The organism is Microbacterium oleivorans (genome assembly GCF_023715745.1).
In the GTDB taxonomy this organism is placed as follows: domain Bacteria; phylum Actinomycetota; class Actinomycetes; order Actinomycetales; family Microbacteriaceae; genus Microbacterium; species Microbacterium oleivorans_D.
Genome location: NZ_JAMBOV010000001.1, coordinates 134,446 through 161,331 on the forward strand (window position 1 = coordinate 134,446; position 26,886 = coordinate 161,331).

The window sequence follows — 26,886 nt, forward strand, 5'->3', positions numbered from 1 at the left end:
ACAGTCTGCGGAGCGGGCTCGATGTAGATCAATGCCCAGTCCTGCACCTCGGATGTGCACAATTGCACACATGGATGCCCGTGGTCGCCTCCGCGCCGATGATCTGCTCGTTCTGCTCGCCGTTGCGCGGTCCGGTCGGTACACCACCGCCGCGAGCGCCCTCGGCGTCGACCACACCACCGTCGCGCGACGCATCGCCGCCCTCGAGGACGCCGTCGGCGGGCGCCTGGTCGCTCAGGCCGGCGGCGGATGGGAGCTCACGGCGCTCGGACGCCAGGCGGTCGACACGGCCGGGCGGATCGAGTCCGCGCTGACGCAGCTCGCCGGGGCCGGCGAGGACCACGACCCCATCGCCGGGGTGGTGCGGATGTCGGCGACCGACGGCTTCAGCGCCTTCATCGCCGCCCCCGCGGTGGCCCGGCTGCGACGCCGGCATCCGCGCCTGAGCGTCGAGATCGTCACGGCCACCCGTCGTGCCGCAGCCCACCGCCCCGGTCTCGACATCGAGGTCGTCGTCGGCGCGCCGCAGTCCCGGCGCACGCAGGGCGTCGAGCTCGGCGCCTACACACTCGGGATGTACGCCTCGCGCGCGTACCTGGAACGGGAGGGGATGCCGCGGGACGCCGCCGAGCTCATGCGGCATCCGCTCGTCTACTTCGTCGACGCGATCCTGCAGGTCGACGCCCTCGACCTGCCGCGACGCCTCGTGCCCGAGATGCGCGACGGACTGAGTTCGACGAACGTGTTCGTGCACGTCGAGGCCACGCGTGCCGGTGCGGGGATCGGGCTGCTGCCCTGCTTCGTCGCGGACCGGCACGACGACCTGGTGCGCCTGCTGCCCGACCGGTTCGACGAGCGGCTGCCGTACTGGATGATCGTGCGGCCCGAATCGCTGCGGATCCCCGCCGTCGCCGCCCTCGCCGAGGCGCTGCGCGACGAGACCGCCGCGGCTGCCGACATGCTCGCCGGCCGGGCGGGCTGAGCCGCTCGCGTCAGTCGATCGCGACGAGCGCTGCGCGCCGCGGCCGGACGATGGGGTCCTGGTAGCGCGCCGGCGTGACGGTGATGTCGGTCTGGTCGTCGAACCAGCTGCCGGCACCGCGGCGACCGAGCAGTTTGCGCGCGGTGAGGATGCCCCACACCAGCGGAGCCCCGACCACGAGTGCGACGGCGCCCACGAGCGAACGGTCCTCGCGACCGAGCACCGCCTTGCGCTGCCACGCCTCGTGGAGCGCACCTCCGCGCGCGGTCGGCACGAAGCGTGGGGGCAGCAGACCCCGGCGCCGCAGCGAGACGAGCTGCTCGACGTCCTGCCACCAGGTCGACTGCTCCGGCTCGTGGAAGTAGTTGTCGGCGAGCCACTGCGCGTTCGGGTGTCGGAACCGGCGTGCGATGACGTCCTCTGCGCTGCCCTGCACACCGCTGCCGTTGAACACGGTGTTGAGGTGCGTCTTGGTGACACCGAAGGTGTCGAGCGCGATCACCGGAACCCCCATCGCCATCGCCTCGATCGCCGCCGTGGAGCTGACGGTGACGAGGCCCTCCGCGTGCGCGAGGGCCTGCGCCATCGGCTCGTGCGAGAAGACGAGGTTGTCGGGGCGGTCCCGCAGCAGTTCGGTGAGCTCGGTGCGCTCGTAGTGCGTCTCGGTCTCGCCGAGCTCGGGGCGTGAGCGCAGCTTGACGACGACGCGGCGGGACGGGTCGGCGAGCGCCGCCGCGCGCAGGATGCCCGCGATCGCGACCCGGTCGGCGGGCTCACGGGGGACGATCGCCTGCGCGGCGAAGACGAGGTCCGTGCCGCCCCCGGACGGACGGGAGGGTCGCGCGAACGGCAGGGTCGCGAGACCGACGCGCAGCTCGATGCCGAGCCGCTGCGCGAGGTGGCGGAAGGCCCGTCGCTCCCGCTGCGAGTGCACGATCATGAGATCGCAGTGCTTGCGGTACATCGCCGCGCCGCGCTGGGCGGGGATCGAAATGCCCGGCAGCCCCGAGACCACGACCGGACGCGGTGCGACGCGGTCGATCTGGCGCATCACGAGCCGTACGAACGGCCCGCGCCCACCGATGACCACGACATCGGGCCGGTCCTTCGCGAGCCAGGCCGCGATGTCATCGCAGGCCAGGCGGGTGACCGCCTCGGGACGGATGCCGGTGCCCGCCAGCGCCGCGTGCTCCTGCGCCACGCTCACCGTGAGCGGGGTACGCACGAGCAGCAGGTGGGGATCCACCGACGGCGCGGAGTCGATGAGCGCCGCCGACCACTTCACGAAGGAGTCGGCGTCGGCGATCGCGACGACGCGCACGCGTCCCGGACGGTCACCGCGCATGGTCATGCCGGGACGCGCCGCAGCTTCGCCATGGGCGCGAGCTCGCCGTCGTAGATGCGCTTCACACCGTCGCCGAGGGCCGTCTCGATGACACGGATGTCGCGCACGAGGTGTTCGAGGCCGGTCGGCTCGAGCGAGGCGGCGTGGTCCGATCCCCACATGGTGCGGTCGAGGGTGATGTGGCGCTCGACCGCGACGGCACCCAGGGCGACGGCGGCGAGCGAGATCTGCAGGCCGCGCTCGTGACCCGAGTACCCCACCGGGATGCCGGCGTAGCGGTCGCGGAGCGAGGCGATCATCTTGATGTTCGCCTCCTCGGGCTCCATCGGGTAGGTCGAGGTGGCGTGCAGGAGGACGGTGCGGTCGGTGCCGAGGACCTCGAGCGCGCGGTCGATCTGCTCGATGGTCGACATGCCGGTCGAGAGGATGATCGGCTTGCCGGTCGCGCGGAGTGCCTCGAGCAGCTCGACGTCGGTGAGGCTGGCGGAGGCGACCTTGTGGGCGACGACGCCGAGGTCCTCGAGGAAGTCGACGCTCGGGACGTCCCACGGCGAGGCGAACCAGTCGAGGCCGCGCATCGTGGCGTGGTCGCCGATCTCGATGTACTGGTCGCGGTCGAACTCGACCCGGTAGCGGTACTCGAGGTAGGTCATGGTGCCCCACGGGGTCTCGCGCAGGGTGTCGCGCATGTGCGCGGGCGTCGCGATCTCGGGGGTGCGCTTCTGGAACTTGACGGCGTTCGCGCCGGCGTCGGCGGCGACGTCGATCAGTCGCTTGGCGAGTTCGACGTCGCCGTTGTGGTTGAGGCCGATCTCGGCGATGACGTACACGGGGTGTCCGCCGCCGAGCACGTGGTTTCCGATGGTCACCGTCATGGCGAGTCCTTTCGTCGTGGCTGTCCCCAGCGTGGGTTCCGACCGTGAATGACGGATGAACCCCCGGTGGCGAGGACCGGACGACTGGCTGTCGGATGCGTGCGTCAGCGTGACGCGAGGACGCGGTCGGCCAGTTCGCGGACCGCTCCGGCCCCGCCCGCGCGCGCGAGCACGACCCGCGCGGCGGCGAGCACCTCGGGTCGCGCGTCGGCGACGGCGACGGGCCAGCCGACGAGGGCCATGGCGGGCAGGTCGTTGACGTCGTTGCCGAGGTAGGCGGTCTCGGCGAGGTCTACCCCGCGCTCGGCGGCCCATCGCCGCAGCACGGCCGCCTTGTCGTCGACGCCGTGGATGACCTCGACCTGCAGCTTCTCGGCGCGGGCCCGCACGACGGCGTTCTGCTCCGTCGAGAGGATCAGCACAGGGACGCCCGCGCGCCGCAGGAGGGCGACACCCATGCCGTCGGAGCGACTGACCCGCACGTGCTCGGTCCCGGCGGCATCCACCCACGCGGTGTCGTCGGTGTGGACGCCGTCGAAGTCCGTCACGACGACCCGGGCCGCCAGCGGCGCCGGCGGCTCGAGCAGCTGGGCGAGGGTCTGCGCCGTGCGCAGCTGCGCCGGGTCGTCGATCTCGATCGCGGTCTCCTCGGGGACCTCCACGATCTCCGTGCGTCCGAAGAAGCGGTGCCGCGCCGCGCGGAAGCCGTCGGTCGTGAAGACGTAGAACGCGCCCGTCTCGACGTAGTGGGGATCGCGGTCCTGCCGGCGCGGCCGGTGCGCCGCATCGTGACCGAGAGCGGATGCCGCACCGTCGGCATCCCTCCGCCACACGAACTCGTAGCTCTCCCGCGCCGAGAAGGCGCTGTCGGCGCGGCCGTCGCGCACGAGCGCCACCGCCCGGGCGAGCGCCTCGGCGGGGATGAACGGGCTCGTCGCCTGCAGGAACGCCGTGACGCGCGGTGTGATGCCGTCTGCCCCGAGGGTGTCGAGCGCGTGCAGGAGGGCGCTCTCGGAGCTCGCCTGATCGCCGGATATCTCGGCGGGTCGCTCGACGATCCGGGCGCCGGCGGTGCGTGCGGCGTCGGCGATCGCGGCGTCATCGGTCGAGACGACGACGAGATCGATCGCCCGTGAGGCCAGCGCGGCCCGCACCGCACGCGCGACGAGGGGGATGCCGCCGACGCGGGCCACGTTCTTGCCCGGCACGCCTTTCGACCCGCCGCGGGCGGGGATGACGGCGACCGTCTCGACGGTTGTCCGGGTCACGGTCATCCTCCTCGTAGGGCCTTCCACGCACGTCTGCTGCGCCGCTGCGCGCCGCGGAGCGCGAGCTGCACCTCGGTGATCCGGCTCGCGCCGTCCCGCGGGCCGAGGGCGCGCGCGAGCAGGCCAGGAGCGCCTCCCCCGGGGAGCCCGAGCGAGGTCAGGCGGCTGCGTGCGAAGTACCGCTGGCGTTCAGCGGCCGTCGCCGCGGCGAGGAACTCCTCGGCGCGCGAACGCAGGTGCGCGGCGATGACGGGCTGCATGGCGTAGCCGACCGCATCGACGAGCAGCTGCATCCGCTCACCTGCATGGGCGGAGTCTGGCCGGGTGAGCGCGTCGATGATGGTCACCGGGATGCGGTTGCCGTTCTCGAACGGGGTGAGCCGTTGCAGCAGCAGTTCGGTCCCGACGGCGGCGATCGGCAGGCCGGTGAGCGCGCGGAGGGTCGGCAGCGCGGTCGAGAATCCCGCGACGGCGCCGACGAACGGAGCCCGGACAGCGAGGACCTCGGCCGGAGTGCCGCCCTGGAAGACGGTGAACGCGACACCGCGCTCGGCCGCGTGTCCGGCGAGTCCGTCGATCAGCGCCGGGGCCGACGACGGATGCGGCTTGAAGACGATCGTGCCGGGGCTCCACTCGAGCGCCCGGTCGATCATCTCGCACTGCATCCGCAGCTCCTCGTCGGGCGTGATGAGCTTCAGCGCCGAGAGGTACTGACCGAGGATCAGCGCCGGGCGGTCGAGCCCGGCGAGCGCGCCGATCTCGGGATCGTCGGTCGCCGCGGCGACCTCGTCGACGACCGCGCGCAGGGCGGCGGGTGCCACCGGCATCCGGTCGGCGTCCGGGAACAGGAGGGGCTCGACCCCCGGCACGGTATCGGCGTAGACGACGGCGCTCACCCGACCGGCGACCGTGTGCGGCCAGCGGTTGCGGATGGGCGAGTACGTCATGAGACCGTCGCCGATGATCGCGACATCCGCACCGGCGAACACGTCGATGAAGACGCGAGACGGCGCGACCTGGGGGCTCTGCAGGAAGAGCTCGACCTCGCCGCCGATGTCCCAGGCCTGCCGGAGCAGTCGCTCGAGCACGGGCGCCTCGTTCGCGGTCACGCGCCAGTGCGGCGGGCGCGTGGGCGCGAGCAGCTCGTTGAGGTCGACGACGCGGTCGAATCGCGCCCGCAGAGTCGCGAGCTCGCGGGCCTCGACGATGCCGGGCGCAGCCTCGGGGATGATCGCCGCGTTCACCGCGATGAGGATGCGGCCCGACGGGGATGCCGGAATCGCCCCGGCATCCATGGCCGCGACCGCGGTCATGAGTCCGTACGCGGAGTTCAGGACGAAGATCTGCGTCATGCCGTGCGCACCTCGCGCACCAGACGCGCAAGGATGCGGCGACGACGATCCGACAATCTCGACAGCGCCGGGTCGATCTGCTCCGCTGGGATCGCCCGCAGCAGATCACGGATGCCGGTCCGCAGCGCCGTGCGGTCGGCGGTCGACATCGCCCGAGCGCGGAACAGGTGGTAGGCGCACACCGACATGGTCGTGGTCGCGATCTTCGGGAGGAAGCGGTCCGCATCGTCGTCCTCCTCGACGACGCGGATCGCCTCGGCGAAAGCCGGGAGGAAGTCGAGCTGGCGCCGGTCGAGCACCTGCGTGAGCGAGGTGGTGACGCCGCGGCGGTACAGGATCGCGGGGGCGTCCACGACCGCGAACGATTCCGCGCGCAGGTGCAGGCGCCAGATCCACGGGCGGTCCTCCGCCGTGAACAGGCCCGGCTCGAAGTGCGCGAGGCCTCGGTCGAGCACCCGGCGGTGGAACATGCCCGCCCAGGCATAGGGGTAGTCGACCATCGTCGTCTCGTCGGCGGGCATGATGGCGTCGCGGGGCGAGACGACCCGTCCGCGTCGTCCGTGCGGCGCGCGCATGAGGCGGCGTCGACCGTCGGTGTCGGTGACATGATCCGTGCGGACGAAGTCGCATCCCAGGCGTCGCATCGAGTCCACGAGGCTTTCGAGACGGTCCGGGTGCATCCAGTCATCGCCGTCGACGAAGCAGAAGAACTCGGTGTCGACGAGGTCGAGCCCCTGGTTGCGCGCGGCTGCCAGACCCACGGGCTGCGGGTTCGAGATGATCTCGACGTGGGGCATCTCCCGCGCGAAGTGCTGCACCTGCGCGCGGGTGTCGTCGGTCGATCCGTCGTCGACGACCACGAGGCGCAGGCGGCTCGGGTCCTCGAACTGACGGCCGAGGGTCGTGACGGTCGTGCCGATGTACGGGCCGGCGTCTTTCGCCGGCAGGATGACGGTCACGATCGGTGAGGACACGCCGCGATACAAACAAGCGGGTGTGACCGGAAGGTGGCGTCCGGGTGAACGATCGCTGTCGCGCTCAGGCGAGCCCGAAGGCCGTGGCCTCCTCGTCCGTCAGCATCCGCGACCGGATGAGGAACCGCATGCCCGTCGGCCCCTCGACCGAGAACCCCGCCCCCCGGCCCGGAACCACGTCGATCGTGAGGTGCGTGTACTTCCAGTACTCGAACTGGGATGCCGACATGAAGACCTCGATCGGATCGTCCAGACCCGCGTCGATCTCACCGAGCTTCACGTCTCCCGGTCCGGTCAGGAACATGCCCACGGGGTAGCACATGGGACTGCTGCCGTCGCAGCATCCGCCCGACTGATGGAACATCAGCGGACCGTGCTGGGCCGTGAGGGTGCGCAGCAGGGCCGCCGCCTCGTCGGAGACGGCGACCCTGCTGTAGGTGGTGTCGGTCATCGTGTCGGCTCAGAAGAAGCCCATGGCGCCTTCGGCGTAGGACACGAGAAGGTTCTTCGTCTGCTGGTAGTGGTCGAGCATCCGCAGGTGGTTCTCGCGCCCGATGCCGGACTGCTTGTACCCGCCGAACGCCGCGTGGGCGGGGTACTGGTGATAGGTGTTCGTCCACACGCGACCCGCCTCGATCGCCCGGCCCGCGCGGTAGGCGATGTCGCCCGAACGGCTCCAGACACCGGCGCCGAGACCGTAGAGGGTGTCGTTGGCCAGCGAGATCGCGTCGTCGAAGTCGTCGAAGCTCGTGACCGACAGCACCGGGCCGAAGATCTCCTCCTGGAAGATGCGCATGTCGTTCGTTCCCTCGAAGACCGTCGGGGCGACGTAGTAGCCGCCGCTCAGGTCGCCGCCGAGGTCGACCCGCTCGCCGCCGGTGAGCAGCTTCGCGCCGCCCTGCGTGCCGATGTCGATGTAGCTGAGGATCTTCTCGAGCTGGTCGTTTGAGGCCTGGGCGCCGATCATCGTGGCCGGGTCGAGCGGGTTGCCCTGGACGACCTTCGACACGCGATCGAGCCCGTCGGCGAGGAACGAGTCGTAGATCGAGCGCTGGATGAGCGAGCGTGACGGACAGGTGCAGACCTCGCCCTGATTGAGTGCGAACAGCGTGAACCCTTCGAGCGCCTTGTCGTAGTACGCGTCGTCGGTGCTGCGGGCGACGTCCTCGAAGAACAGGTTCGGGCTCTTGCCCCCGAGCTCCAGCGTCACCGGGATGAGGTTCTGCGACGCGTACTGCATGATGAGGCGGCCGGTCGTGGTCTCGCCGGTGAACGCGATCTTGCGGATGCGCTTGTGCGAGGCGAGCGGGGCGCCGGCCTCGATGCCGAACCCGTTGACGATGTTCACGACGCCCGCAGGCAGCAGGTCGCCGATGATCTCGAAGAGGAACAGGATGGATGCCGGGGTCTGCTCGGCGGGCTTGAGCACGACGCAGTTGCCCGCCGCGAGGGCCGGGGCGAGCTTCCACGTGGCCATGAGGATCGGGAAGTTCCACGGGATGATCTGCCCGACCACGCCCAGCGGCTCGTGGAAGTGGTACGCCACGGTGTCGTCGTCGAGCTGGCTGAGCGTGCCCTCCTGCGCCCGCAGGACGCCCGCGAAGTAGCGGAAGTGGTCGACGGCGAGCGGGATGTCGGCGGCGAGCGTCTCGCGGACGGGCTTGCCGTTCTCCCACGTCTCGGCGACGGCGATCTTCTCGAGGTTCTCCTCGATGCGGTCGGCGATCTTGTTGAGGATGACGGCGCGTTCGGCGGGAGTCGTCTTCCTCCACGACGCGAACGCCTTCCACGCGACGTCGACCGCGCGGTCGATGTCCTCGACGGTGCCGCGGCCGACCTCGCAGAACGGCTTGCCGGTGACGGGGGTGATGTTCTCGAAGTACTGGCCCTTGACCGGCTCGACGAACTCGCCGCCGATGTAGTGGCCGTAGCGTGCCCGGTACTCCGCCACCGCTCCCCGCTGGCCGGGTGCGGCGTAGACGCTCGAGACGCCCTCTTCGACGATGGTCATGCTGTCTCCTTCGACGGACATGGATGCGGCGACGTCGCCGCGGATCGGATGCCGGCACGCTACGCCGCGCAACGTTGCATCCGGTTGCGGGGGCGCCGCGCGGCCGCGGTGTGCGCGGATGCAGGGGATCTCGCGCGACAAGCCGCGCCCCGGCATCCCACCCCCGCGTGTCGCCGCGGATCCATTGCATTGGCGAACGCGGCCAACCGGCGCGGCCAACGCTCGGGGTCTACGCCCCCAGCGCCTCGAGCCGGGCGACGAGCCCGGGGCGGCGCGGCGAGCGCGCCGGCAGCATGCGCAGGCAGAGGCGCAGCACCTCGGCATCCTCCCGTCCGTCGGCGCTGTCGGCGTAGGCCAGCAGCGCCTCGATGCCGGCCTCACCGACCATCGTCTCGCGCAGGGTCGCGCGTACCGAGGTCCGCAGCTCCTCGACTCCCGGCGCCACCGAGTCGGGCAGCACCGGTCCGGTGTAGGCGGCGAGCGCCACCCGGTGCGCACCGCGGCCGAGCAGCGAGACCACGTGGTGCACATCGGTCTCGAGATCTGCGGGCAGCCGGTACGGCCGCGAGAGGGGCACGAGGTGCGGCGCGCGCTTCTCGAGCACCTTCCGCAGGCGCACCATCTCGGGCCGCAGCGTCTCGACGGCGGGCTCGCCGTAGACGAGATCGGCGAGCGCCTCGGCAGACAGGCCTTCGCGGTGGCTCGCGAGCATGAGCAGGATCTCCGCGTGCCGCGCGCTGAGCTCGACGACGGATGCCGCGGCATCCCCCTCGGTCTCCAGCAGCGCCCGGTCGCGTCCCAGCACCCGCAGGGTCGCATGCCGCACGGCCGCCGGACGCGACGGAGGGCGCCGGATCGTCTCAGCGCGGGAGCGCAGCCGGCCGACGAGCAGCTCGCCCTCGATCGCGCGTGCGGTCGCGTCGACGAGCAGCTGTGCCTGCGGGGTGACGGCCTCACTGCCGCCGGTCACGTCGATGACACCCAGCAGCCGGCGGGTCTCGGGGTCGTGGACCGGCGCCGCCGTGCACGACCACGGCTGCACGAAGCGGTTGAAGTGCTCGGCCTGCCGGATCTGCACGGCCCGGTCGAGCGCGAGCGCCGTGCCGGGTGCCGACGTGCCGACGGATGCCTCGGCCCAGTCCGCGCCTGCGACGAAGCCCATGTCGCCGGTCAGTGTCCGCACCCCGCGGTCTCCCTCGACCCACAGGAGGCGACCCGACGCATCGCCGACCGCGACGATCACTCCGGAATCCTCCGCTGAGCCCGGCAGCAGGAGGGAGCGGACCATCTCCATGACCCCGGCGAGCGGGTGCTCGCGCCGATAGGCCTCGAGCTCGTCGGCCGTCATGTCGAGCCGTGGAAGCCCTTCGGCCGCGGCATCCGAGGCCAGCGATCTGCGCCACGACTCCCGGACCAGCGGCCGAACGTCCTCGAGTCGCGGGTCGCCGGCGTTCCCGGCGAGGAGCTCTTCGTGCGCACGCTCGATCAGCAGGCGCGAGGTGGCGGGCGCGACCTCGACCCGGGCGGACCACGGCGAGCTCATGGGGCTCCGATCATCGTCGAAGGAGCGGTGCCGGTCAGTCTAGATCGGCGTGCCGGCGGGCGACAGGTCTCAGCGACGCACGAGGTTGCCGTCGGCCCATTCGCCGAGCTGGCTCAGGATCGGCATGAGGCGGCAGCCCGCCTCGGTGAGCGCGTACGAGACGGCGACCGGGGGGCCCGCATCGACATGGCGGGCGATGAGACCGGCATCCGCCAGCTCGGTCAGGCGGTCGGACAGGACGGCGTCGCTGATGCCGGCGACGGCGCGTCGGACACCCGAGAACGACAGCTCGCCCTGCCCGAGGACGTCGAGGATCATGCCATTCCAGCGCTTGCCGAGCACCGAGAACGCGTGCGAGACGGCGGCGTCGCACTGTCGCGCATCGTGTCCGTCGGCCATGCCTCCATCGTACGTGTGCTAGCGTTCCCGAAGCCGCTTTCTTTTTCATAGTGACTCTGATCGGAGAAGCACATGACCCTGTTCCGTCTGGATGCCAGCATCCTGCCCGCCACGTCCGCGAGCCGCGAGCTCGGCGACCTCGTCGAGGCCGAGTGGCTCGCCGCCCACCCCTCGAGCGACGTCGTCCGGCGCGACGTCGCCGCCGACCCGATCCCCGCGACCGCGTGGCGCGACTCGGTGACCTCGGGCTTCACCCCCGCCGACCAGCACACCGACGGGCAGCGGTCGGCGATCGCCCTCCGCACCGAGCTTGCCGACGAGCTCATCGGCGCGGACGCGCTGCTGTTCACCGTGCCGCTCTACAACTACGGCGTCTCGCAGCACGTGAAGACGTGGTTCGACCTCGCCTACACCGACCCGCGCATCGACCCGCAGGGCACCGCCCTGCGCGGCAAGCCGGCCACCCTCGTCACCGTTCTCGGCGGCAACTACGAGCCGGGCAGCCCGAAGGAAGGCTGGGACCACTCGACCGGCTGGCTCCGCCGCGTCTTCGAGGATGTCTGGGGTCTGGACCTCACCGTCGTCCACCGCCCCTTCACGCTCGTGGGTGTGAACCCCGCGCTCGACGCGTTCACCGACGCAGCCGCCGAGCTCAAAGCCGGCGCCGAGCAGGCCGCGGTCGACGCCGGCCGCACGCTGGCAGCCTCGCGCGCAGCGTGACCACCCGTCGTTCGCCCGTCACGACGCGCCGCGGGGGGCCGCAGATCGTGACGGGCGAGCGGCCCTCGGATCCCCTGGCTGGACGATGATGAAGCCATGAGCTCCGCGAAGACCGTCGCCGCCACCGTCGTCCACCGCCTGACACGGTGGGGCACGGCATCCGTCGTCATCGGCGGCGCGCTCGCCCTGCTGCCGCGCACCCGCGCCTTCGGTCTGCAGAACCTGATGTGGGGGGCGATCGACGTGGCCCTCGCGGAGTTCACCCGACGGCAGGACAGCGTTCCGAAGAAGCGGATGCTGCGCCGCATCCTCCTCGTCAACACCGCCCTCGACGTGGGGTACGTCGCGACCGGCGGCCACCTCGCAGCCCGCACCCCGTCCTTCGGCGGCCGGCTGAGCCCCGCGCAGGCCCGCGGACACGGCCTCGCCGTCATCCTCCAGGGCGCCGCGTTGTTCGTCATCGACCTGACGGCCGCACGCCGACTGCGCTGAGGGTCAGGCCGGCGCGGCGCTCAGCCCCGTGCGGCCCACCACTCGCGCAGGCGCTGCTCGGCGGCCTCCGCCCCGATGACGCCCTCGTCGAGGCGGATGTCGAGCAGGAAACGGTACGCCTCGCCGACCTCCCGGCCGGGACGGATGCCGAGGACCTCCTGGATCCGGTTGCCGTCGAGCTCCGGGCGCATCGCGTCGAGCTCCTCCTGCTCGGCGAGGGCCGCGATGCGCGACTCGATGTCGTCGTACGCCGTGCGCAGGCGCGTCGCCTTCCGCTTGTTGCGGGTCGTCACGTCGGCTCGCGTCAGGATGTGCAGCCGCTCGAGCTGCTCGCCCGCATCGCGGACGTACCGCCGGACGGCCGAGTCGGTCCACGCGCCCTCGGCGTACCCGAAGAAGCGCAGGTGCTGCTCGATGAGCTGACACACGGCATCCGTCGTCGCACCGTCGAACCGCAGAGCCTGCAGGCGCTTGCGCGCCATGCGCGCGCCCTTGACGTCGTGGTGGTGGAAGCTGACCGCGCCGCCGGGTTCGAGCTTGCGGGTCGCCGGCTTGCCGATGTCGTGCAGGAGCGCCGCCAGGCGCAGGGTCACGTCGGGTGCCTGCCCCGGGTGCCGCTGCTTCTCGAGGTCGATCGCCTGCGCGAGCACCGTCAGCGAGTGCTCGTAGACGTCCTTGTGGTGATGGTGCTCGTCGACCTCGAGGCGCAGCGCCGGCACCTCGGGCAGGAACAGCGCCATGAGGCCGGCGTCGACGAGCAGACGGATGCCGCGGTCCGGCGCATCCGTCGACAGGAGCTTCACGAGCTCGCCCTGGATCCGCTCCGGGCTCACGATCGACAGGCTCGGCGCAAGTCGGCTCATCGCCTCGAGCGTCGCGGGATGCACGTCCATGCCGAGCTGGCTCGCGAAGCGCGCGGCTCGCAGCATCCGGAGCGGGTCGTCGCCGAAGCTGACGTCCGGGTCGGTCGGTGTGCGCAACGACCCGCCGACGAGGTCCTCGACGCCGCCGGTCGGGTCGACGAGGGACGGACCGGGGATGCGGAGGGCCATCGCATTGACCGTGAAGTCGCGCCGGACGAGGTCCTGCTCGAGCGTGTCACCGAACTCGACCGTGGGCTTGCGGGTCGTGCCGTCATAGCTGTCGGCGCGGTACGTCGTGATCTCGACCTGCTCGCCGCGGACCTTCGCCCCGATGGTGCCGAACGCACGCCCGATGTCCCACGTCGCCGTCGCGAGCGGTTTCACGATCCGCAGGATGTCGTCGGGGCGGGCGTTCGTCGTGTAGTCGAGGTCGTTGACCGTGCGGCCGAGCAACGCGTCGCGGACGGGCCCGCCGACGACGGCGAGCTCGAAACCGGCATCCGCGAAGGCGCGGGCGAGCGTGGCCGACACGGGAGCCTCGGCGAGCGCACCCAGGCGCGCGAGACCCTCGGCCATGTTCAGCATGCCTACGAGCCTACCGAGGCCGGCCGCCCGCGCCGCGGGCCTGGGCGCCGCTCGGGCGTGCCGCTCGCGGATGCGATGGATGCTGCGCGACACGCCGCGCCCCGGCATCCGTCCCCGGCGCGTCGCCGCGGATCTGTTGCATCCGCGCACACCAGCCGCGCGAGTCGCGCCGGCTCATACGACGCGGAGGAACCCCGTGAACGCCAGTGCGCGCACACGCGGCAGCAGGTCGGCGCGCAGCGCTGCCGCGTCGACCTCGAGCAGGTCCGCGATGGCGTCGATCAGCACGCCCAGCGGCAGATCCCCGTCGCACGCGCCGACGAGGGCGGCGAGCGCGGGGTCGACGTTCAGCACGCGGCCGAACCCCGCTCCCTGACGCAGCTCGATCACCGACGGCTCCTCGGCACCGGGCCGGTGATGGCGCGCCTCGGTGACGTCCGGCGCGACGATCGCGGTCGCCTCGGCCAGCCCGTCGTCGTCGAGCAGGCCGAGGCGGTCCCACGCAGCGAGCGCGGATCCCAGGTGCGGTCCGAGGGCGCCGGCGACCGGCTGGGTGATCCGCTCGTAGCGGGCCAGCGGCGGCATCCCGATCGGCGTCCGTCGAAGCAGCAGGTAGCCGAACCCGATCGCCGTGACGCCCCGCTCGGCGAAGTCGGCGAGCCAGGCGTCGATGAGCCGGGCGTAGTCGGGACTCCCCGGCGTCGTACCGCCGTCACGCACCCACAGCTCGGCGTAGGCGAGGGGGTCCAGCTGCTCGCGTTCGACGATCCACGCGTCGAGCGGCTGCGCGGATGCCGCGACCCACGTGCGCACGCGGTCGAGACCGTCCTGGCCGTCGCGGTACTCCCAGTTCCCGAGCAGCTGGGCCGTGCCGCCGGGCGTCAGCACGTCGCCGACACCGGTCACGAACGCCGCGACGAGGTCGTCGCCCGCGAAGCCCGCATCCCGGTACTCGTATTCGGGCACCCCGGCGACGCGCGGCGTGATGACGAAGGGCGGGTTCGAAACCACACGGTCGAACTCCTCACCCACGACCGGCTCGAACAGGCTGCCGTGGCGCACCTCGATCCCGTCGACGTCGTTCAGCGCGGCGTTCAGGAGCGTGAACTGCAGCGCCCTCTCCGAGACGTCGGTCGCCACGACACTCGAGGCGGTGCGCCGTGCCCGCAGGGACTGGATGCCGCATCCCGTCCCGATGTCGAGCACGCGCTGCGCGGGGGTGTCGAGCTGCAGGCCGGCAAGAGTGAGCGACGCTCCGCCCACGCCGAGGACGTGCCCGGTCGGGAGCGCCCCGCCCAGCGCCGCCTCGTCGAGGTCGCTCACGATCCACCACTGTCCCGCACCCGCGGCATCCGCGAAGTCCTGCGGGCGCAGGAGCACGAGCGGTGTCGCGGTGTCACCCTCGATCCGCACGAGGCCCACGCCGGCGAGACCGGTCGCGCCGGCCGTCGGCAACGCGCGGTCGAGCGCTGCGGTCGGGGCACTGTCGCCCAGGAAGAAGGCACGGCACAGCACCGCGAGCGCGTCGTCGCGCCCCTCCAGGGACCGGCGCGCGGGGGCGAGCAGGCCGCGGCCGATCGCGTCGTCGGCCAGCGGGCCCCACGCCGCTCGGACCGCGTCGGCGGTGTACCCGGCGGCGGCGAGGTCCGCGCGCAGCGCAGCGATCAAGGACGGGTCGGGATGCCGGGTGTCGCTCACCGTCCCATTCAACCGGCCCTCGGGGGCAATCAGGGGGTCCGCAGGACCGGGACCCTAGAATCACTCCCGATGGTGCGGTCATCGATCGCACGGGAATCGACCTCTTCATGACCTTCATCTCGCCTGCTCCGGGCCGACGTCCGCCTCGCCGATCCCGGTGGCTGCGCGCCGCGGCGGCCACGACGGCCGTGCTCGCCCTCGCCGTGCCCGCACCGGCAGCGTTCGCGGCGGTCGACGACCCGGCCGACGAAACGGTCACCGCCTCGCTCGCGCCGAGCGACGGCGGCATGGTCCCGGCCGTCGGCGAGCTCACCCTGACGCTCACGGCCGACAACCCGGGGCCCGACACCCTTCCCGCCGGCGCGGCGAGTGTCGAGATCGGGGCTGAACCGATCGGGTCGGCGGCGGCACTGACCTCGTGGCTCGACAGCGGTTCCACGGGGGCCTCGTTCGACGCGGTCGGCGAGATCGCGATGCCCGAGATCGCGTCGGAGCAGTCGGCATCCGCCTCTCTCGTGATCGAGGCAGACGACGCGGGCGTCGACGATCTCGAACCCGGCGTGTACCCGGTGCGAGCCGTGTACGGCGCGGGGGACGACGCCGTCCGCACCCGCACCGTCCTCCTGGTGCCCGAGACCGGTGGCACCACGCGGCAGATCGGTGTCGTCGTCCCGATCACCGCGGGGCCGCAATCCGGTGGCGTCATCAGCTCCGAGTCCCTCGCCGAGCTCACCGCCGACGGGGGCGGGCTCCGCGACCAGCTGGATGCCGTGACGGGCACGCCCGCGATCCTCGCCGTCGATCCGGCGATCACGGCGTCCATCCGCGCGCTCGGCTCCGCGGCTCCCACCGACGCCGTCGCCTGGCTGGACGATCTGCTGGCCCTTCCCAACGACCGGTTCGCGCTGCAGTACGGCGACGCAGATCTCGCGGCGCAGATCGGCGCCGGTGAGGCATCCCCCGTCCGTCCGGTCTCGTTCGCCGCCTACCTCGACCCGTCGAACTTCGGCGCCGCGACCGACGGCGCCGGTGCGACACCCACCCCGACCCCGGCACCCGTCGACCCGGTGCTCCCCACCCTCGAGGAGCTGTTCGACATCGGCGCCGATCGCGACACCGTCTTCTGGCCGGCCACCGGCACGGCCGGCGCCGAGACAGCCGCCGCGCTCGGCGCGGTCACCGGTGGCGAAGACGCCCCGGTCACCCTGCTCCCGACATCGGTCGTGCGATCGGACGCCGGAGCCCACGCGGTCTCGGGTGACGCCGACCTGCTCGTCTACGACGCCGACCTCTCGCGTCTGCTCGAGGATGCCTCGACGACGGATGCGGAGACCGCACGAGGTGCCGTCCTGGCCGAGTTCACCGCACGGGCAGAGCTGAGCGAGCCGGCCGCGCCCCTGCTCGTGACGGTCGATCGCGCGAACGAACGATCCGCGGCGGCCCTCAGCGCCGCGATCGATGCCGCCACCGACCTGCCCGGATGGACCGCGACGGACCTCGACGGCCTTCTCGCCGCACCTGCGGCGACGGTCGAGGTCGATTCCGTCCCCGCCGACGTCGACCGCGTCGCGGTGATCGACGAGTTCCGCGCGGCTCAGGGCGGGCTGCAGCGCATCGCCGGCGTGCTCGAGGACTCCTCATTGCTCACGTCGTCGGAGCGCGCGACCGAGCTGCAGCTGCTCGGCAACGGCTGGCTCGACGATCGTGACGCGTGGGATGCCGCGATCCAGGCCCAACGCGAGCGCATCGCCACGTGGACCGACGGGGTGGCTCTGGTCCTCGGCGGTCCCATCACCCTGGCGGGTTCCTCCGCGCCCCTCGTCTTCACTGTCCGCAACGACCTCCCGTGGCCCGCGCGCGTCGACCTGCTGGCCGCACCGGGCGATGCGCGTCTGGTGATCGAGGCGTCGACCGAGGTCGAGATCGGCGCACAGCAGACCAGCCGGGTCGCGATCCCCGTCTCCGCCCTCGTGGGCAGCGGGGAGTCCTCCGTCGACCTGCAGCTGCGTACCCCCGCGGGCGTCGAGATCGGTCCGAGCGAGAGCGTCGAGGTGTCGGTGCGCGCCGAGTGGGAGTCGGTCGCCCTCGTCATCCTCAGCGTCCTCGTCTCGGCGCTGCTCGTCTTCGGCGTCGTCCGCACGATCCGCCGTCGCAAGCGGATGCCGGTGGACGCCTGATGGCCGGCCTCGGACGCGCGAGCGCCACCGTCGCCGCCGGGACCATGGCGTCCCGGATCACCGGGCTCATCCGCAACATCGTGCTGGCGGCAGCGCTTCCGGTCGTCGCCGGTGGCGCGGCCGACGCATTCGCGGTAGCGAACGCGCTCCCCAACACGGTGTTCAACCTGATCTCCTCGGGCCTCCTCGCCGGCGTGATCGTGCCGCAGATCGTGAAGGCGGTGCGGACGCACGACGACCGCGGCGACGCTTTCGTCTCCAAGCTGCTCACCCTCGGGATGGTCGTCCTCACGGCGGTCACGGTGATCGCGGTGATCGCGGCGCCGCTGCTGATCCTCCTCTACGGCGGGGAGTTCTCGCCGGAGAAGCAGGCCCTGACGCTCGCCCTCGCGTATTGGTGCATCCCGCAGGTCCTCTTCTACGGCTTGTACGCGCTCGTGGGCGAAGTGCTGAACGCGAATCGGGTGTTCGGACCCTTCGCATGGTCGCCGATCGTCAACAACCTCGTGTCCATCGTGGGCTTCGGCGCGTTCATCTGGATCTTCGGGCCTCACGAAGAGGTCGTCGGCTGGACGCCCGGCATGGTCGCGCTCCTCGGAGGCACGGCGACACTCGGCATCGTCGTGCAGGCCGTGATCCTGCTTCTCTTCTGGCGTCGTGCGGGTCTGCGCGTCCGCCCCGACTTCCAGTGGCGTGGTCTCGGCCTGGGTGACATCGGTCGTCTCGCCGGATGGACCTTCCTGATGGTCGTCGTCGGCCAGGTGGCGGGGGTGTTCCAGGTCAACATCGTCGGTGCCGCGTCCGGAACTGGCGCAGCGAATGCGAGCCTTCAGTTCGCTTGGCTGCTCTTCATGCTGCCTTTCTCTGTCATCGTGCTCTCCCTCGGCACCCCGTACTACACACGGCTCAGCGAGCACGTGGCGGAGGGACGCACCGACCAGGTGACGCGGGATCTTGCGTCGTTGACCCGCACGGTCGGCATCTTCATGGTGGGCGTGCTCGCGGCCATCGTGGCCGCGATCGTCCCCCTCTCCCGCATCTTCACCAACAGCCCCGAGAATGCGGTCGCGTTCGCAGCCGTCCTCGCGGCCTATCTCGTCGCACTGCTGCCGCTGTCGTTCCAGTTCGGACTGCAGCGCACGTTCTACGCCTTGAAGGACACGCGGACGCCGTTCTTCTACACGCTCGTGCAGGCCGTGCTCGTCATCGCCTCCGCGCTCACCGCGAGTGCGCTGCTGCGTGGCGGGGTCCTGCCCGTGACGCTCCTGGCAGTGGCCATCGCGCTCGGCCAGTCGGTGGCGAACATCGTGCAGTTCTCGCTCGCAGTGACGCTGCTCCGACGCAAGATCGGTCCGCTCGGGCTGGGCGCGGCCGCTCGCGCCGTGGTCCGCTTCCTCCTCGCGGCCGTTCCGGCCGCGGGTGCGGGTGTCGCCGTCTTCCTCCTGGCCGGAGGCGTGTCGGGATGGACAACCGCGAATGGTCTCCTCGGCTTCGTCGGCGCCGCGCTCATCGGCGGCGTCACTCTGCTCGTCTACGGCGGCATCCTGGCCCTGTTCCGCACCCCCGAACTCGGCGTCGCGTTCCGCGCCGCGCGCCGCTTCCTCCCCGGCCGGTGAGCCCCAGGTCCGTGGAATGCCACGCGGCTACCATGGGTTGAACTGTCCGGGCGCGAACATCGCCCAGACGAAGAGAGGATTCATCGTGCGCAAGGTCATCATCATCGGCTCGGGTCCGGCGGGCTACACCGCGGCGATCTATGCGGCGCGCGCGAACCTGTCGCCCCTCGTCGTCGCGAGCTCGGTCGAGGCCGGCGGAGAACTGATGAACACGACCGAGGTCGAGAACTTCCCCGGGTTCCCCGAGGGCATCATGGGTCCCGACCTCATGACCAAGATGCAGGAGCAGGCCGAGAAGTTCGGCGCCGAGGTCGTCTACGACGACGTCGTCTCGCTCGACGTCTCCGGTGACATCAAGAAGGTCACCCTCGGCCGTGGCGAGACGCACGAGGCCGAGGCGGTCGTCTTCGCGACGGGCTCCGCTCCGCGCAAGATCGGCATCGAGGGCGAGTCGCGCCTGTCCGGGCGCGGAGTCTCCTACTGCGCCACGTGCGACGGCTTCTTCTTCCGCGAGAAGGTCATCGCCGTCGTCGGTGGCGGCGACTCCGCGATGGAGGAGGCGACGTTCCTCACCAAGTTCGCCTCGAAGGTCTACGTCATCCATCGTCGTGACGAGCTGCGCGCCTCGAAGATCATGCAGGACCGCGCCAAGGCGAACGAGAAAATCGAGTTCGTCTGGAACAGCGAGGTCATCGACGTCCTGGGAGCGGATGCCGTGAGCGGCGTCCGCCTGCGCGACACCGTCGACGGCTCCGAGCGCGACCTGGCCCTCGACGGTGTGTTCGTCGCGATCGGCTACGACCCCCGCACCCACCTCGTGCACAACGTGCTCGACATCACGGAGCACGGCACGGTGTGGGTCGACGGCCGCACCTCGAAGACCTCGGTCCCCGGTGTCTTCGCCGCGGGTGACGTCATCGACCCGACCTACCGCCAGGCGGTCACCGCAGCCGGCAGCGGGACGGTCGCCGCGCTCGACCTCGAGCACTACCTCGCCGCGCGCGGCGATGCGGGTGCACCGGCGCAGGATGCCGCCGTCATCGACGATCGCCCCGATGCCGAGGCCGACGCGGCCTGAGCGCGGAACAATTCCGGCATCCGCTGCGTTCTTTTCCCTGACACCGACGTGTCGATTCCTAAGGAGACAGACATATGACCGCCAAGGCCACGAGTGAGAGCACCTGGCAGCAGGACGTCATCGACGCCGAAGGCCCCGTTCTGGTGGACTTCTGGGCGGCGTGGTGCGGACCCTGTCGCATGGTCGGCCCCATCCTCGACGAGATCCAGACCGAGAACCCCGAGAAGATCACGGTTCTGAAGCTCAACGTCGACGAGAACCCGAACCTCGCCATGGAGTACCAGATCACGTCGATCCCGGCGATGAAGGTCTTCAACAAGGGTGAGGTCGAGAAGACGATCATCGGCGCGAAGCCGAAGTTCGCCCTCGAGCAGGACCTCGCCGACTACATCGGCTGAGCAGCTCACTTCCCGAAGGACCCGCGCGACCCCGGTCGCCGGGTCCTTCGTCGTTTCACCCTCGCCGGAACAGCCGCGACCACAACGACGGTCGCGTCGTCAGTTCCCGCGCGCGACGACCCCAGTCCGTGCGCTCGACGCGCTGGGCGCCCGGCACGGACCCGATCTCCGTTCGACTGGTCACGATGTCGCCGACGATCTCGGGAAGATGGAACGTCCGCACGATCCGCCCGACCAGGTCGTCGTCGTTCTCGAACCGACGGAGGCGATCCAGCTCGAACTGCGTCACCTGCAACTCGGCGAGCACCAGACGCTCATCCACCAGCTCCGGGATCCGCTCCAGGGAGGCCTGACGCAACGACCGCAGCACCTCCCCCGCGGGTCCGTCGTCCGCGAGGACGGACATCCACCGGGCCGGCCATGACAGGGTCAGATCAGGGATGCCGCGTCCCCGCATCCGCTCCGTGTCGGGGAAGGCGGCCAGTCCAGCGACGCTGAACACCTCGACGAGGACACTCGTCCAGGAGCGGCTGATCGTGACTACGGGGCGCTGCGCCGGCGGCCACGCATCCCGGCCCCGCTCGTGAGCCATGACGAGCAACGCACCGCCGGCCTCAGCTGCGGTGACGGATGCCTCCAGCTGCCGTGAAAGCGATGCGTAGGGCTGGGCATGGGTTCCAAGCACCACGTGCACGCGGACCACCTCGTCATTCACCAGGCGGGTCGCCGCGTCCTCCTCGGCACCCCGGCCACGAGCGACGAGGAAGAGGTCCTGCGCTTCCAGGAGGACATCGGCCCCCCACGTGCGTGCAAGTGCGTCGAGAACAGGCTGTGGCGCCGTGTCGAACAGGGATTCCTCGGACGCCACGACGAGGCCGCCGCTGGGGGTGACGGCGACCCGGGCGGTCACGGCGCCGTCCTCCTCACCCACGACCGCGACGACACCGCGCTCTCGCAGCGCCGCCGACACCGTGACGACGTCCAGGACGACACCGCTGGACGGGGCGATGTCGAGGATCGCCGCCCTCACGTCCCGCTCGCTCACACGCGGACCCTCACGACCGAGGGTGTTTCACGTGGAACGGTCAGGACGCTCGCACCGAGACATTCCATGTGCGGTGGGGTTCGCTCCCCAGCAGACGCCACACCGCAGCGCTGAGTGGCGGATAGTCGAGGGCGATCTGACGCAGCACGCGGTAATTCCGGGCCTGCGTCGGACGCTGTCCCCCGTCCGCGGCGATGTTCTCGGCACGCAGCGTCAGGACAACCAACTCGTCGACCGAGGGGAGGTCCTCCATGAAAGACCACGGGTCCTCCCCGTCGCGCAGACGCTCCTCGACCAGCACCGACAACTCGTCCGACGCCTCTGCGCGCAGCACCTCGAGGCTCGCGCGTCGAGGGAGGTTGGGACGATCGGTCACCCTTCCAGCCTACGCGTGGACCCGTGCGAACGGGGCCGGATCAGGAGGCGCCGTATTCCGTCTCTCCCAGTTCCGCGAGGATGCGGTTCAGGTCCTGAATGGTAGCGAAATCAATGCTGATCTGGCCTTTACGTGCCGACAGCGAGATCTTCACCTTTGTGTTGAGTCGGTCACCGAGCCGCTCAGCGACGTCGTCGAGGTGCGCGCGGCGCGCGCCGGCCTTGGGGAGCGGGCGCACCCGATTGCCGATGGTTTTGGCCGCCGCCTCCGCCGCGCGGACGGACAGGTCCTCGTTCACGATCTTGTCGGCCAGACGCTGCATGTGCTCCGCGTCGTCGACCGAGAGGATGGCACGCGCGTGGCCGGCGCTCAGCACACCGGCGGCGACGCGCTGCTGGACCGGTACCGGCAGTTTGAGCAGGCGGATGGTGTTGCTGATCTGCGGCCGAGATCGTCCGATGCGGGTCGCCAGCTCCTCCTGCGTGATTCCGAAGTCCTCGAGCAGCTGCTGGTACGCCGACGCCTCTTCGAGAGGGTTCAGCTGCGACCGGTGCAGGTTCTCGAGGAGCGCATCGCGCAGGAGGTGCTCGTCCTCCGTCTCCCGCAGCACCGCGGGGATGGCGGTGAGTCCCGCTTCGCGCGCTGCGCGGGTACGACGCTCACCCATGATGAGCTCGTACTCGCCCTCCTCGTTGCGACGGACGACGACGGGCTGCAGGACGCCGAACTCGCGGACGCTGTGGACCAGCTCCGCCAGGTCATCCGGGTCGAAGTTCGTCCGCGGCTGCCGCGGGTTGGGGACGATGGCGTTCGGGTCGACCTCGATGAGGCGCGTGCCGGGGACGGCGACGAGGTCGTCCTCCGCCGCCGCGGTCGCAGGCGCCTCTGGGGTCCCCCCATCCGTCTCCGTCGCCGATCGGGACGCACCGGGGAAGAACACGTCGACGGGACGGGCCTCCGACGTGTCCTGCGTGGGGATGAGTGCTCCGATGCCCCGTCCCAATCCGGTTCGCTTCGCCATCAGGGGGCTCCTTCTTCTGAGTTCTGTGCGCGTCCGCGACGCGCGATCTCGACGGCCGCCTCTCGGTACGCCACGGCACCGGCGGACTGACCGTCGTACGCGATGATCGTCTGACCGAAACTCGGCGCCTCGGAGACACGGACCGAGCGCGGGATGACGGTGGTCAGCACCCGGTCGGGGAAATGCGTGCGCACCTCGTCCGCGACCTGCTGAGCGAGCCGCGTCCGGCCGTCGTACATCGTCAGCAGGATCGTCGAGAGGTGGAGTGCGGGATTCAGGTGCTTCTGGATCATCGACACACTCCCGAGCAGCTGGCTGAGGCCTTCGAGTGCGTAGTACTCGCACTGGATCGGGATGAGCACCTCGGTCGCTGCCGTGAAGGCGTTGATGGTGAGGAGACCCAGCGACGGCGGGCAGTCGATGAAGACGAAGTCGACGTGGTTCTCCGCGAGATACGTCTCGAGTGCCGTCCTCAAGCGGTGTTCCCGCGCGACCTGCGAGACGAGTTCGATCTCCGCGCCCGCGAGGTGGATGGTCGAAGGAGCGCAGAGGAGGTTCTCCGACTCGGGGCTGGTCTGGATGACCTCCGCGAGCGGCTCCCCGTCGATGAGGACGTCGTAGATGCTCGCGACGTCCGCACTGTGCGGGATCCCGAGAGCCGTCGACGAGTTCCCCTGGGGATCGAGGTCGATGACGAGCACGCGAGCGCCGACGGAGGCGAGACCTGCCGCCAGATTGACGGTCGTCGTGGTCTTCCCCACGCCACCCTTCTGGTTCGACACCGTGAACACCCGGGTGGATCCGTCGAAGTCGACCTGCACCTCGGCGAGGGCCTTCCTGCGCGACGTCAGATTCGCAAGTTCACGTGCGATCGGACTGTCGTCGAAAGAGAAGGGTGCGGGAGAGCTGGTGTTCTCCGGATCCGGCACCTGTTACTCCTGTCGTGTCGAGGACGTTTCCACTGTAGTCGAGGCTGTTGACCGCCCTGTTGCGCGGGCCATGTTTCACGTGAAACGATCCGGCTGCCGTACCGCGACGTTTCACGCGAAACGCTCGGAGTCGCCGGTCCGGGGAGCGACGTTCCACGTGAAACATCACGGCGGGATGTCAGCGGACGGTGGCCCGAATCACGCGGGTCGGCTCCGCGACGACGCCATCACCGATCGGCTCGACGCGCACGTCCGACAGTCGGAATCGCCGAATCGCCTTCTCCGCAGCGGCGATCTCGTTCGCCGCGTTCGCACCCTTCAGCAGAATGAGCTCGCCGCCATCGCGCACCAGCGGCGCCGTGATCGGGATCAGTGTCCGGAACGCGCTCACGGCCCGAGCGGTCACCGCGTCCAGGACGGCCCCCTCGGACCAGTCCTCGCCGCGTGCACGGACGATCTCGACGTTGTCGAGCCCGAGCTCGTCCTTCTGCTCGGTGAGCCATGCGATCCGACGTTCCATCGGCTCGATGAGCACCCAGCGCACGTCGGGACGCGCGATGGCGAGCATGAGACCCGGCAGGCCGGCTCCCGATCCGATGTCGCCGACGCGCCATCCTGCAGTGAACAGCGGTGCAGCGACGGCGCTGTTCAGGATGTGGCGCGTCCAGATGCGGGGGAGTTCCAGTGGGCCGATCAGGCCTCGCTCCTCCCCTTGCGCGATCAGCGACTGAGTGAAGCGCCGCGCCAGGTCGATCCGGTCACCGAAGACGGATGCCGCGGCACCCGGTTCGCGCTCGGATGTTTCACGTGAAACGTCAGCCACGGCGGAGAACGGTGTGGCGGTCCGCGCCCTCGCCGTACGACTCCGAGACCAGGCCGTGCTCAGCGGCGATATCGTGCACGAGCTTGCGCTCGTAGCTCGACATCGGAGGCAGAGATGCCTGGGACGCGCCATCGTCGAGGCGCTCCACCGCGCGCTCGACGAGCTTCTGCAGTTGAGTGCGTCGCGCGTCGCGGGACCCACCGACGTCCAGGATGAGGCGTGAGAATCGGCCGGTCTTGGTCTGGACGGCGATCCGGGTCAGTTCCTGAAGCGCCTGCACCGTGTCGGGGTCCGACAACAGGGCCAGCGCCTCCGGCTGGTCGTTCTCGACGGAGACGTAGGCACGGCCGGCGCGCACGTCGAGCGTCAGGTCGCCGTCGATGTCCGCGATGTCGAGGATGCCTTCGACGAAGTCCGCGGCGATGTCGCCTTCCTGCTCGAGCTCGTCGACGGTGGGCACCGCGCGGGCACCGGGGGTCTGGTCAGTGGTCGTCATCGATCGATCCTTCAGTCCTCGTCAGGACGTGCCGTCCTGCTTGCCCTTCTGAGCCTGCTTCTTCGCGCGCTGCTTGCTCACCGGCTGCTGGCGCTTGGGAGCCTGCGCCTTCGCGCGCTCCGCCTCTTCGAACAGGCGCTGCTGCTCGGCCTCGTACTTGGCCAGCGGGATCACCTTGCCGCTGGCATCCAGCGCCTTGCCCTTCTTCGCCAGTCGCTCCTCGCGGGCCTTCGCCGCCTCGGAGCCGGGGGTCGGAAGGTTACGGATGACGACGAACTGCTGAACCATGGTCCAGATGTTCGACGTGAACCAGTACATGACGACGCCGAGCGGGAAGAAGACACCCGAGAAGATGAAGGCCAGCGGCAGGACGTACAGCATGATCCGCTGCATCTGGTAGGCCTGGCCGGTCTTGGCCTCGGGGGAGAGGTTCTTCGAGATGATCTGCAACTGCGTGAAGAACTGCGACAGGATCATGAGGATGACGAGGATCACCAGGATGACGACGGTCGCCGTCTGATTCGTGTTGATCGCGTCGATCATGTTGACGTGCAGCGGTGCGACGCCGAACAGCTCGGCGTTGTAGAACTCGCGTGTCAGCGTCGCGTTCAGCAGACCGGTGCCTCCCACGCCCCACTCGGCGTGCCGCTTCACCTCGCTGAGTGTGTAGAACATGCCGAGGAGGATGGGCATCTGCACGAGGAGCGGCAGGCAGCTCGACAGCGGTGTCGTGCCGTGCTTCTTGTACATCGCCATCGTCTCGCGGCTCATCGCCTCGCGGGACAGCTGGTCGCGCTTGCCCTTGTAGCGCTCCTGGATCTTGCGCATCTCCGGCGCGAGCTCCATCATCTTGCGCTGGCTCTTGATCTGGCGCACGAACAGCGGGATCAACGCGGCGCGGACCACCACGACGAGACCGATGATGGACAAAACCCAGGTCAGACCGGCATCCGGTGCAAGACCGATGGACGTGAAGATCCAGTGCCAGAAGACGAGGATCGCCTCGACGACGAACTTGAACGGCCACAGGATGATGCTGAAGAAGTCAGGATCACCGGGTTCGGGTGTGGTCGGGTTCGGAAGCGGCGGGAGGGTCGCCGCGGCGAAGAGATCCACCAAGGATCAATCCTTTCTGCGGGGCACGACGTAGCCGTGCGAAGTCAAGTCGTGCCGGAAGTGCGTGTGAGCGGGGACGTCATCGATGCCGCCCGCGGCCCAGGGGTGGCATCTCGCAAGACGGGCAGCCGCGAGTGCCGACCCTTTGAGGACCCCGTGCTGCTGCACGGCGCCCAGCGCGTAGGCCGAACACGAGGGATAGTACTTGCACACATCGCCGTACAGCTGGGAGACCGTCGCCCGGTACCCGTGCAACAGCGCAATGGCCGCATTGCGGGGGAGCAGCGCGATCGCCGCCGGCAGTGCGCCGGCATCCATCACCGCGTCCCCGCGTGTGTAAGACGGAAGAGGAGCCGAGCTCACGCCGCAGCCTTCCGCTCGATGCAGCGGACGACCTCGGCGCGAAGCGTCGCGAAGTCGACGGATGCCGCGGCCGGCAGCGCGCGGATGACCACATCCGCCCCGGGCCGGACGCCCGGCAGGACCTCGGCGCAGATCGCCTTCAGTCGGCGACGCACCGTGTTGCGCACGACAGCGCCCCCCACCTGCTTGCTCACGATGAAGCCGAAGCGTGGGGGGCGCTGTTCAGACGTGCTGACCACGTGGGTCACGGTGTGTATCGCCGGACAGCGGGAACCTCCGCGGACGACGGAACGGTAGTCCGCCCCGCGGGTGATGCGGTTCCCGCGCGCCAGCACCTCGTG

At 70.4% G+C, this 26,886-nt stretch carries 27 protein-coding genes; 7 read left to right on the top strand and 20 right to left on the bottom strand.

The genetic code is table 11. The features are described 5' to 3' along the window. Positions 1–70: 70 nt before the first annotated feature. Positions 71–982 (top strand): LysR family transcriptional regulator, encoded by a 912-nt coding sequence (locus tag M3190_RS00660; protein WP_251577309.1) that lies wholly within the window; start codon positions 71–73, stop codon positions 980–982. Positions 983–992: 10 nt separating this feature from the next. On the opposite strand, the gene M3190_RS00665 is transcribed toward M3190_RS00660, so the two are convergent. From M3190_RS00665 to M3190_RS00705, 9 genes are all read right to left on the bottom strand, one after another. After that, a complete protein-coding gene (locus M3190_RS00665) occupies positions 993–2,333 on the bottom strand; it encodes a DUF6716 putative glycosyltransferase (protein ID WP_251577310.1) in 1,341 nt (446 codons plus the stop codon). After that, positions 2,330–3,202 carry an N-acetylneuraminate synthase family protein gene (locus M3190_RS00670; protein WP_251577311.1) on the bottom strand — a complete coding sequence of 291 codons (873 nt, stop codon included), beginning with the start codon at positions 3,200–3,202 and terminating at the stop codon, positions 2,330–2,332. The genes M3190_RS00665 and M3190_RS00670 overlap by 4 nt, the downstream gene beginning before the upstream one ends. A gap of 104 nt (positions 3,203–3,306) precedes the next feature. Beyond that, positions 3,307–4,476, bottom strand: a complete 1,170-nt coding sequence (locus M3190_RS00675) for an acylneuraminate cytidylyltransferase (RefSeq protein ID WP_251577312.1) — start codon at positions 4,474–4,476, stop codon at positions 3,307–3,309. After that, the gene (locus M3190_RS00680; protein ID WP_251577314.1) at positions 4,473–5,822 is read right to left on the bottom strand and encodes an alpha-2,8-polysialyltransferase family protein; all 1,350 of its coding nucleotides are present in this window, start codon (positions 5,820–5,822) and stop codon (positions 4,473–4,475) included. The genes M3190_RS00675 and M3190_RS00680 overlap by 4 nt, the downstream gene beginning before the upstream one ends. After that, the gene (locus M3190_RS00685) at positions 5,819–6,796 is read right to left on the bottom strand and encodes a glycosyltransferase family 2 protein (protein WP_251577316.1); all 978 of its coding nucleotides are present in this window, start codon (positions 6,794–6,796) and stop codon (positions 5,819–5,821) included. The genes M3190_RS00680 and M3190_RS00685 overlap by 4 nt, the downstream gene beginning before the upstream one ends. A gap of 64 nt (positions 6,797–6,860) precedes the next feature. Beyond that, a complete protein-coding gene (locus M3190_RS00690) occupies positions 6,861–7,247 on the bottom strand; it encodes a DUF779 domain-containing protein (protein ID WP_251577318.1) in 387 nt (128 codons plus the stop codon). Positions 7,248–7,256: 9 nt separating this feature from the next. Further along, positions 7,257–8,807, bottom strand: a complete 1,551-nt coding sequence (exaC, locus tag M3190_RS00695; RefSeq protein ID WP_251577320.1) for an acetaldehyde dehydrogenase ExaC — start codon at positions 8,805–8,807, stop codon at positions 7,257–7,259. A gap of 229 nt (positions 8,808–9,036) precedes the next feature. Beyond that, positions 9,037–10,350: a helix-turn-helix domain-containing protein gene (locus tag M3190_RS00700; RefSeq protein WP_251577322.1), complete on the bottom strand. Its 1,314-nt coding sequence runs from the start codon at positions 10,348–10,350 to the stop codon at positions 9,037–9,039. A 69-nt stretch (positions 10,351–10,419) separates the two neighbouring features. Then, entirely contained in the window at positions 10,420–10,749 is a 330-nt protein-coding gene (locus tag M3190_RS00705) for a winged helix-turn-helix transcriptional regulator (protein ID WP_251577324.1), read from the bottom strand. 72 nt (positions 10,750–10,821) lie between these two features. On the opposite strand from M3190_RS00705, the gene M3190_RS00710 reads away from it, so the two are divergent. Next, positions 10,822–11,469, top strand: a complete 648-nt coding sequence (locus tag M3190_RS00710; protein WP_251577326.1) for an FMN-dependent NADH-azoreductase — start codon at positions 10,822–10,824, stop codon at positions 11,467–11,469. 96 nt (positions 11,470–11,565) lie between these two features. Then, a complete protein-coding gene (locus M3190_RS00715) occupies positions 11,566–11,961 on the top strand; it encodes a DUF6992 family protein (RefSeq protein ID WP_251577328.1) in 396 nt (131 codons plus the stop codon). Between the two features lie 20 nt (positions 11,962–11,981). Here the strand turns inward: M3190_RS00715 and M3190_RS00720 are convergent, their stop codons facing one another. Together M3190_RS00720 and M3190_RS00725 are read right to left on the bottom strand one after the other, a co-directional pair. Next, positions 11,982–13,409, bottom strand: coding sequence for a CCA tRNA nucleotidyltransferase (locus tag M3190_RS00720; RefSeq protein ID WP_251577330.1), 1,428 nt, complete (start codon positions 13,407–13,409; stop codon positions 11,982–11,984). A 174-nt stretch (positions 13,410–13,583) separates the two neighbouring features. Further along, positions 13,584–15,107 carry a DUF7059 domain-containing protein gene (locus M3190_RS00725; protein WP_251577333.1) on the bottom strand — a complete coding sequence of 508 codons (1,524 nt, stop codon included), beginning with the start codon at positions 15,105–15,107 and terminating at the stop codon, positions 13,584–13,586. Between the two features lie 107 nt (positions 15,108–15,214). On the opposite strand from M3190_RS00725, the gene M3190_RS00730 reads away from it, so the two are divergent. The 4 genes from M3190_RS00730 (at position 15,215) to trxA (ending at position 20,376) form a co-directional block, all read left to right on the top strand. Further along, positions 15,215–17,284 carry a DUF6049 family protein gene (locus M3190_RS00730; RefSeq protein WP_251577335.1) on the top strand — a complete coding sequence of 690 codons (2,070 nt, stop codon included), beginning with the start codon at positions 15,215–15,217 and terminating at the stop codon, positions 17,282–17,284. Continuing rightward, positions 17,284–18,900, top strand: coding sequence for a murein biosynthesis integral membrane protein MurJ (gene murJ, locus M3190_RS00735; RefSeq protein ID WP_251577337.1), 1,617 nt, complete (start codon positions 17,284–17,286; stop codon positions 18,898–18,900). Before M3190_RS00730 ends, murJ begins: the two co-directional genes overlap by 1 nt. A gap of 85 nt (positions 18,901–18,985) precedes the next feature. Continuing rightward, positions 18,986–19,978 (top strand): thioredoxin-disulfide reductase, encoded by a 993-nt coding sequence (gene trxB, locus M3190_RS00740; RefSeq protein WP_251577339.1) that lies wholly within the window; start codon positions 18,986–18,988, stop codon positions 19,976–19,978. A 74-nt stretch (positions 19,979–20,052) separates the two neighbouring features. Then, positions 20,053–20,376 carry a thioredoxin gene (gene trxA / locus M3190_RS00745; RefSeq protein ID WP_251577341.1) on the top strand — a complete coding sequence of 108 codons (324 nt, stop codon included), beginning with the start codon at positions 20,053–20,055 and terminating at the stop codon, positions 20,374–20,376. Between the two features lie 55 nt (positions 20,377–20,431). On the opposite strand, the gene M3190_RS00750 is transcribed toward trxA, so the two are convergent. The 9 genes from M3190_RS00750 to rnpA form a co-directional block, all read right to left on the bottom strand. Beyond that, the gene (locus M3190_RS00750) at positions 20,432–21,421 is read right to left on the bottom strand and encodes a hypothetical protein (protein WP_251577343.1); all 990 of its coding nucleotides are present in this window, start codon (positions 21,419–21,421) and stop codon (positions 20,432–20,434) included. 40 nt (positions 21,422–21,461) lie between these two features. Further along, a complete protein-coding gene (locus M3190_RS00755; protein WP_251577344.1) occupies positions 21,462–21,797 on the bottom strand; it encodes a tryptophan synthase subunit alpha in 336 nt (111 codons plus the stop codon). Positions 21,798–21,837: 40 nt separating this feature from the next. After that, entirely contained in the window at positions 21,838–22,818 is a 981-nt protein-coding gene (locus M3190_RS00760; RefSeq protein ID WP_251577346.1) for a ParB/RepB/Spo0J family partition protein, read from the bottom strand. After that, entirely contained in the window at positions 22,818–23,747 is a 930-nt protein-coding gene (locus tag M3190_RS00765; protein WP_308222227.1) for a ParA family protein, read from the bottom strand. Before M3190_RS00765 ends, M3190_RS00760 begins: the two co-directional genes overlap by 1 nt. Before the next feature lie 178 nt (positions 23,748–23,925). Beyond that, on the bottom strand, positions 23,926–24,570 hold the full coding sequence (gene rsmG / locus M3190_RS00770; protein WP_251577348.1) for a 16S rRNA (guanine(527)-N(7))-methyltransferase RsmG: 645 nt from the start codon (positions 24,568–24,570) through the stop codon (positions 23,926–23,928). Next, complete coding sequence (locus tag M3190_RS00775; protein WP_251577350.1) at positions 24,563–25,066, bottom strand: Jag family protein; 504 nt, start codon at positions 25,064–25,066, stop codon at positions 24,563–24,565. The genes rsmG and M3190_RS00775 overlap by 8 nt, the downstream gene beginning before the upstream one ends. A 21-nt stretch (positions 25,067–25,087) precedes the next feature. Next, the gene (gene yidC, locus M3190_RS00780; protein ID WP_251578956.1) at positions 25,088–26,182 is read right to left on the bottom strand and encodes a membrane protein insertase YidC; all 1,095 of its coding nucleotides are present in this window, start codon (positions 26,180–26,182) and stop codon (positions 25,088–25,090) included. A 6-nt stretch (positions 26,183–26,188) separates the two neighbouring features. Continuing rightward, the gene (gene yidD, locus M3190_RS00785; RefSeq protein WP_251578959.1) at positions 26,189–26,500 is read right to left on the bottom strand and encodes a membrane protein insertion efficiency factor YidD; all 312 of its coding nucleotides are present in this window, start codon (positions 26,498–26,500) and stop codon (positions 26,189–26,191) included. Between the two features lie 41 nt (positions 26,501–26,541). After that, a complete protein-coding gene (gene rnpA / locus M3190_RS00790) occupies positions 26,542–26,880 on the bottom strand; it encodes a ribonuclease P protein component (protein WP_251577352.1) in 339 nt (112 codons plus the stop codon). Between the last annotated feature and the right edge of the window lie 6 nt (positions 26,881–26,886).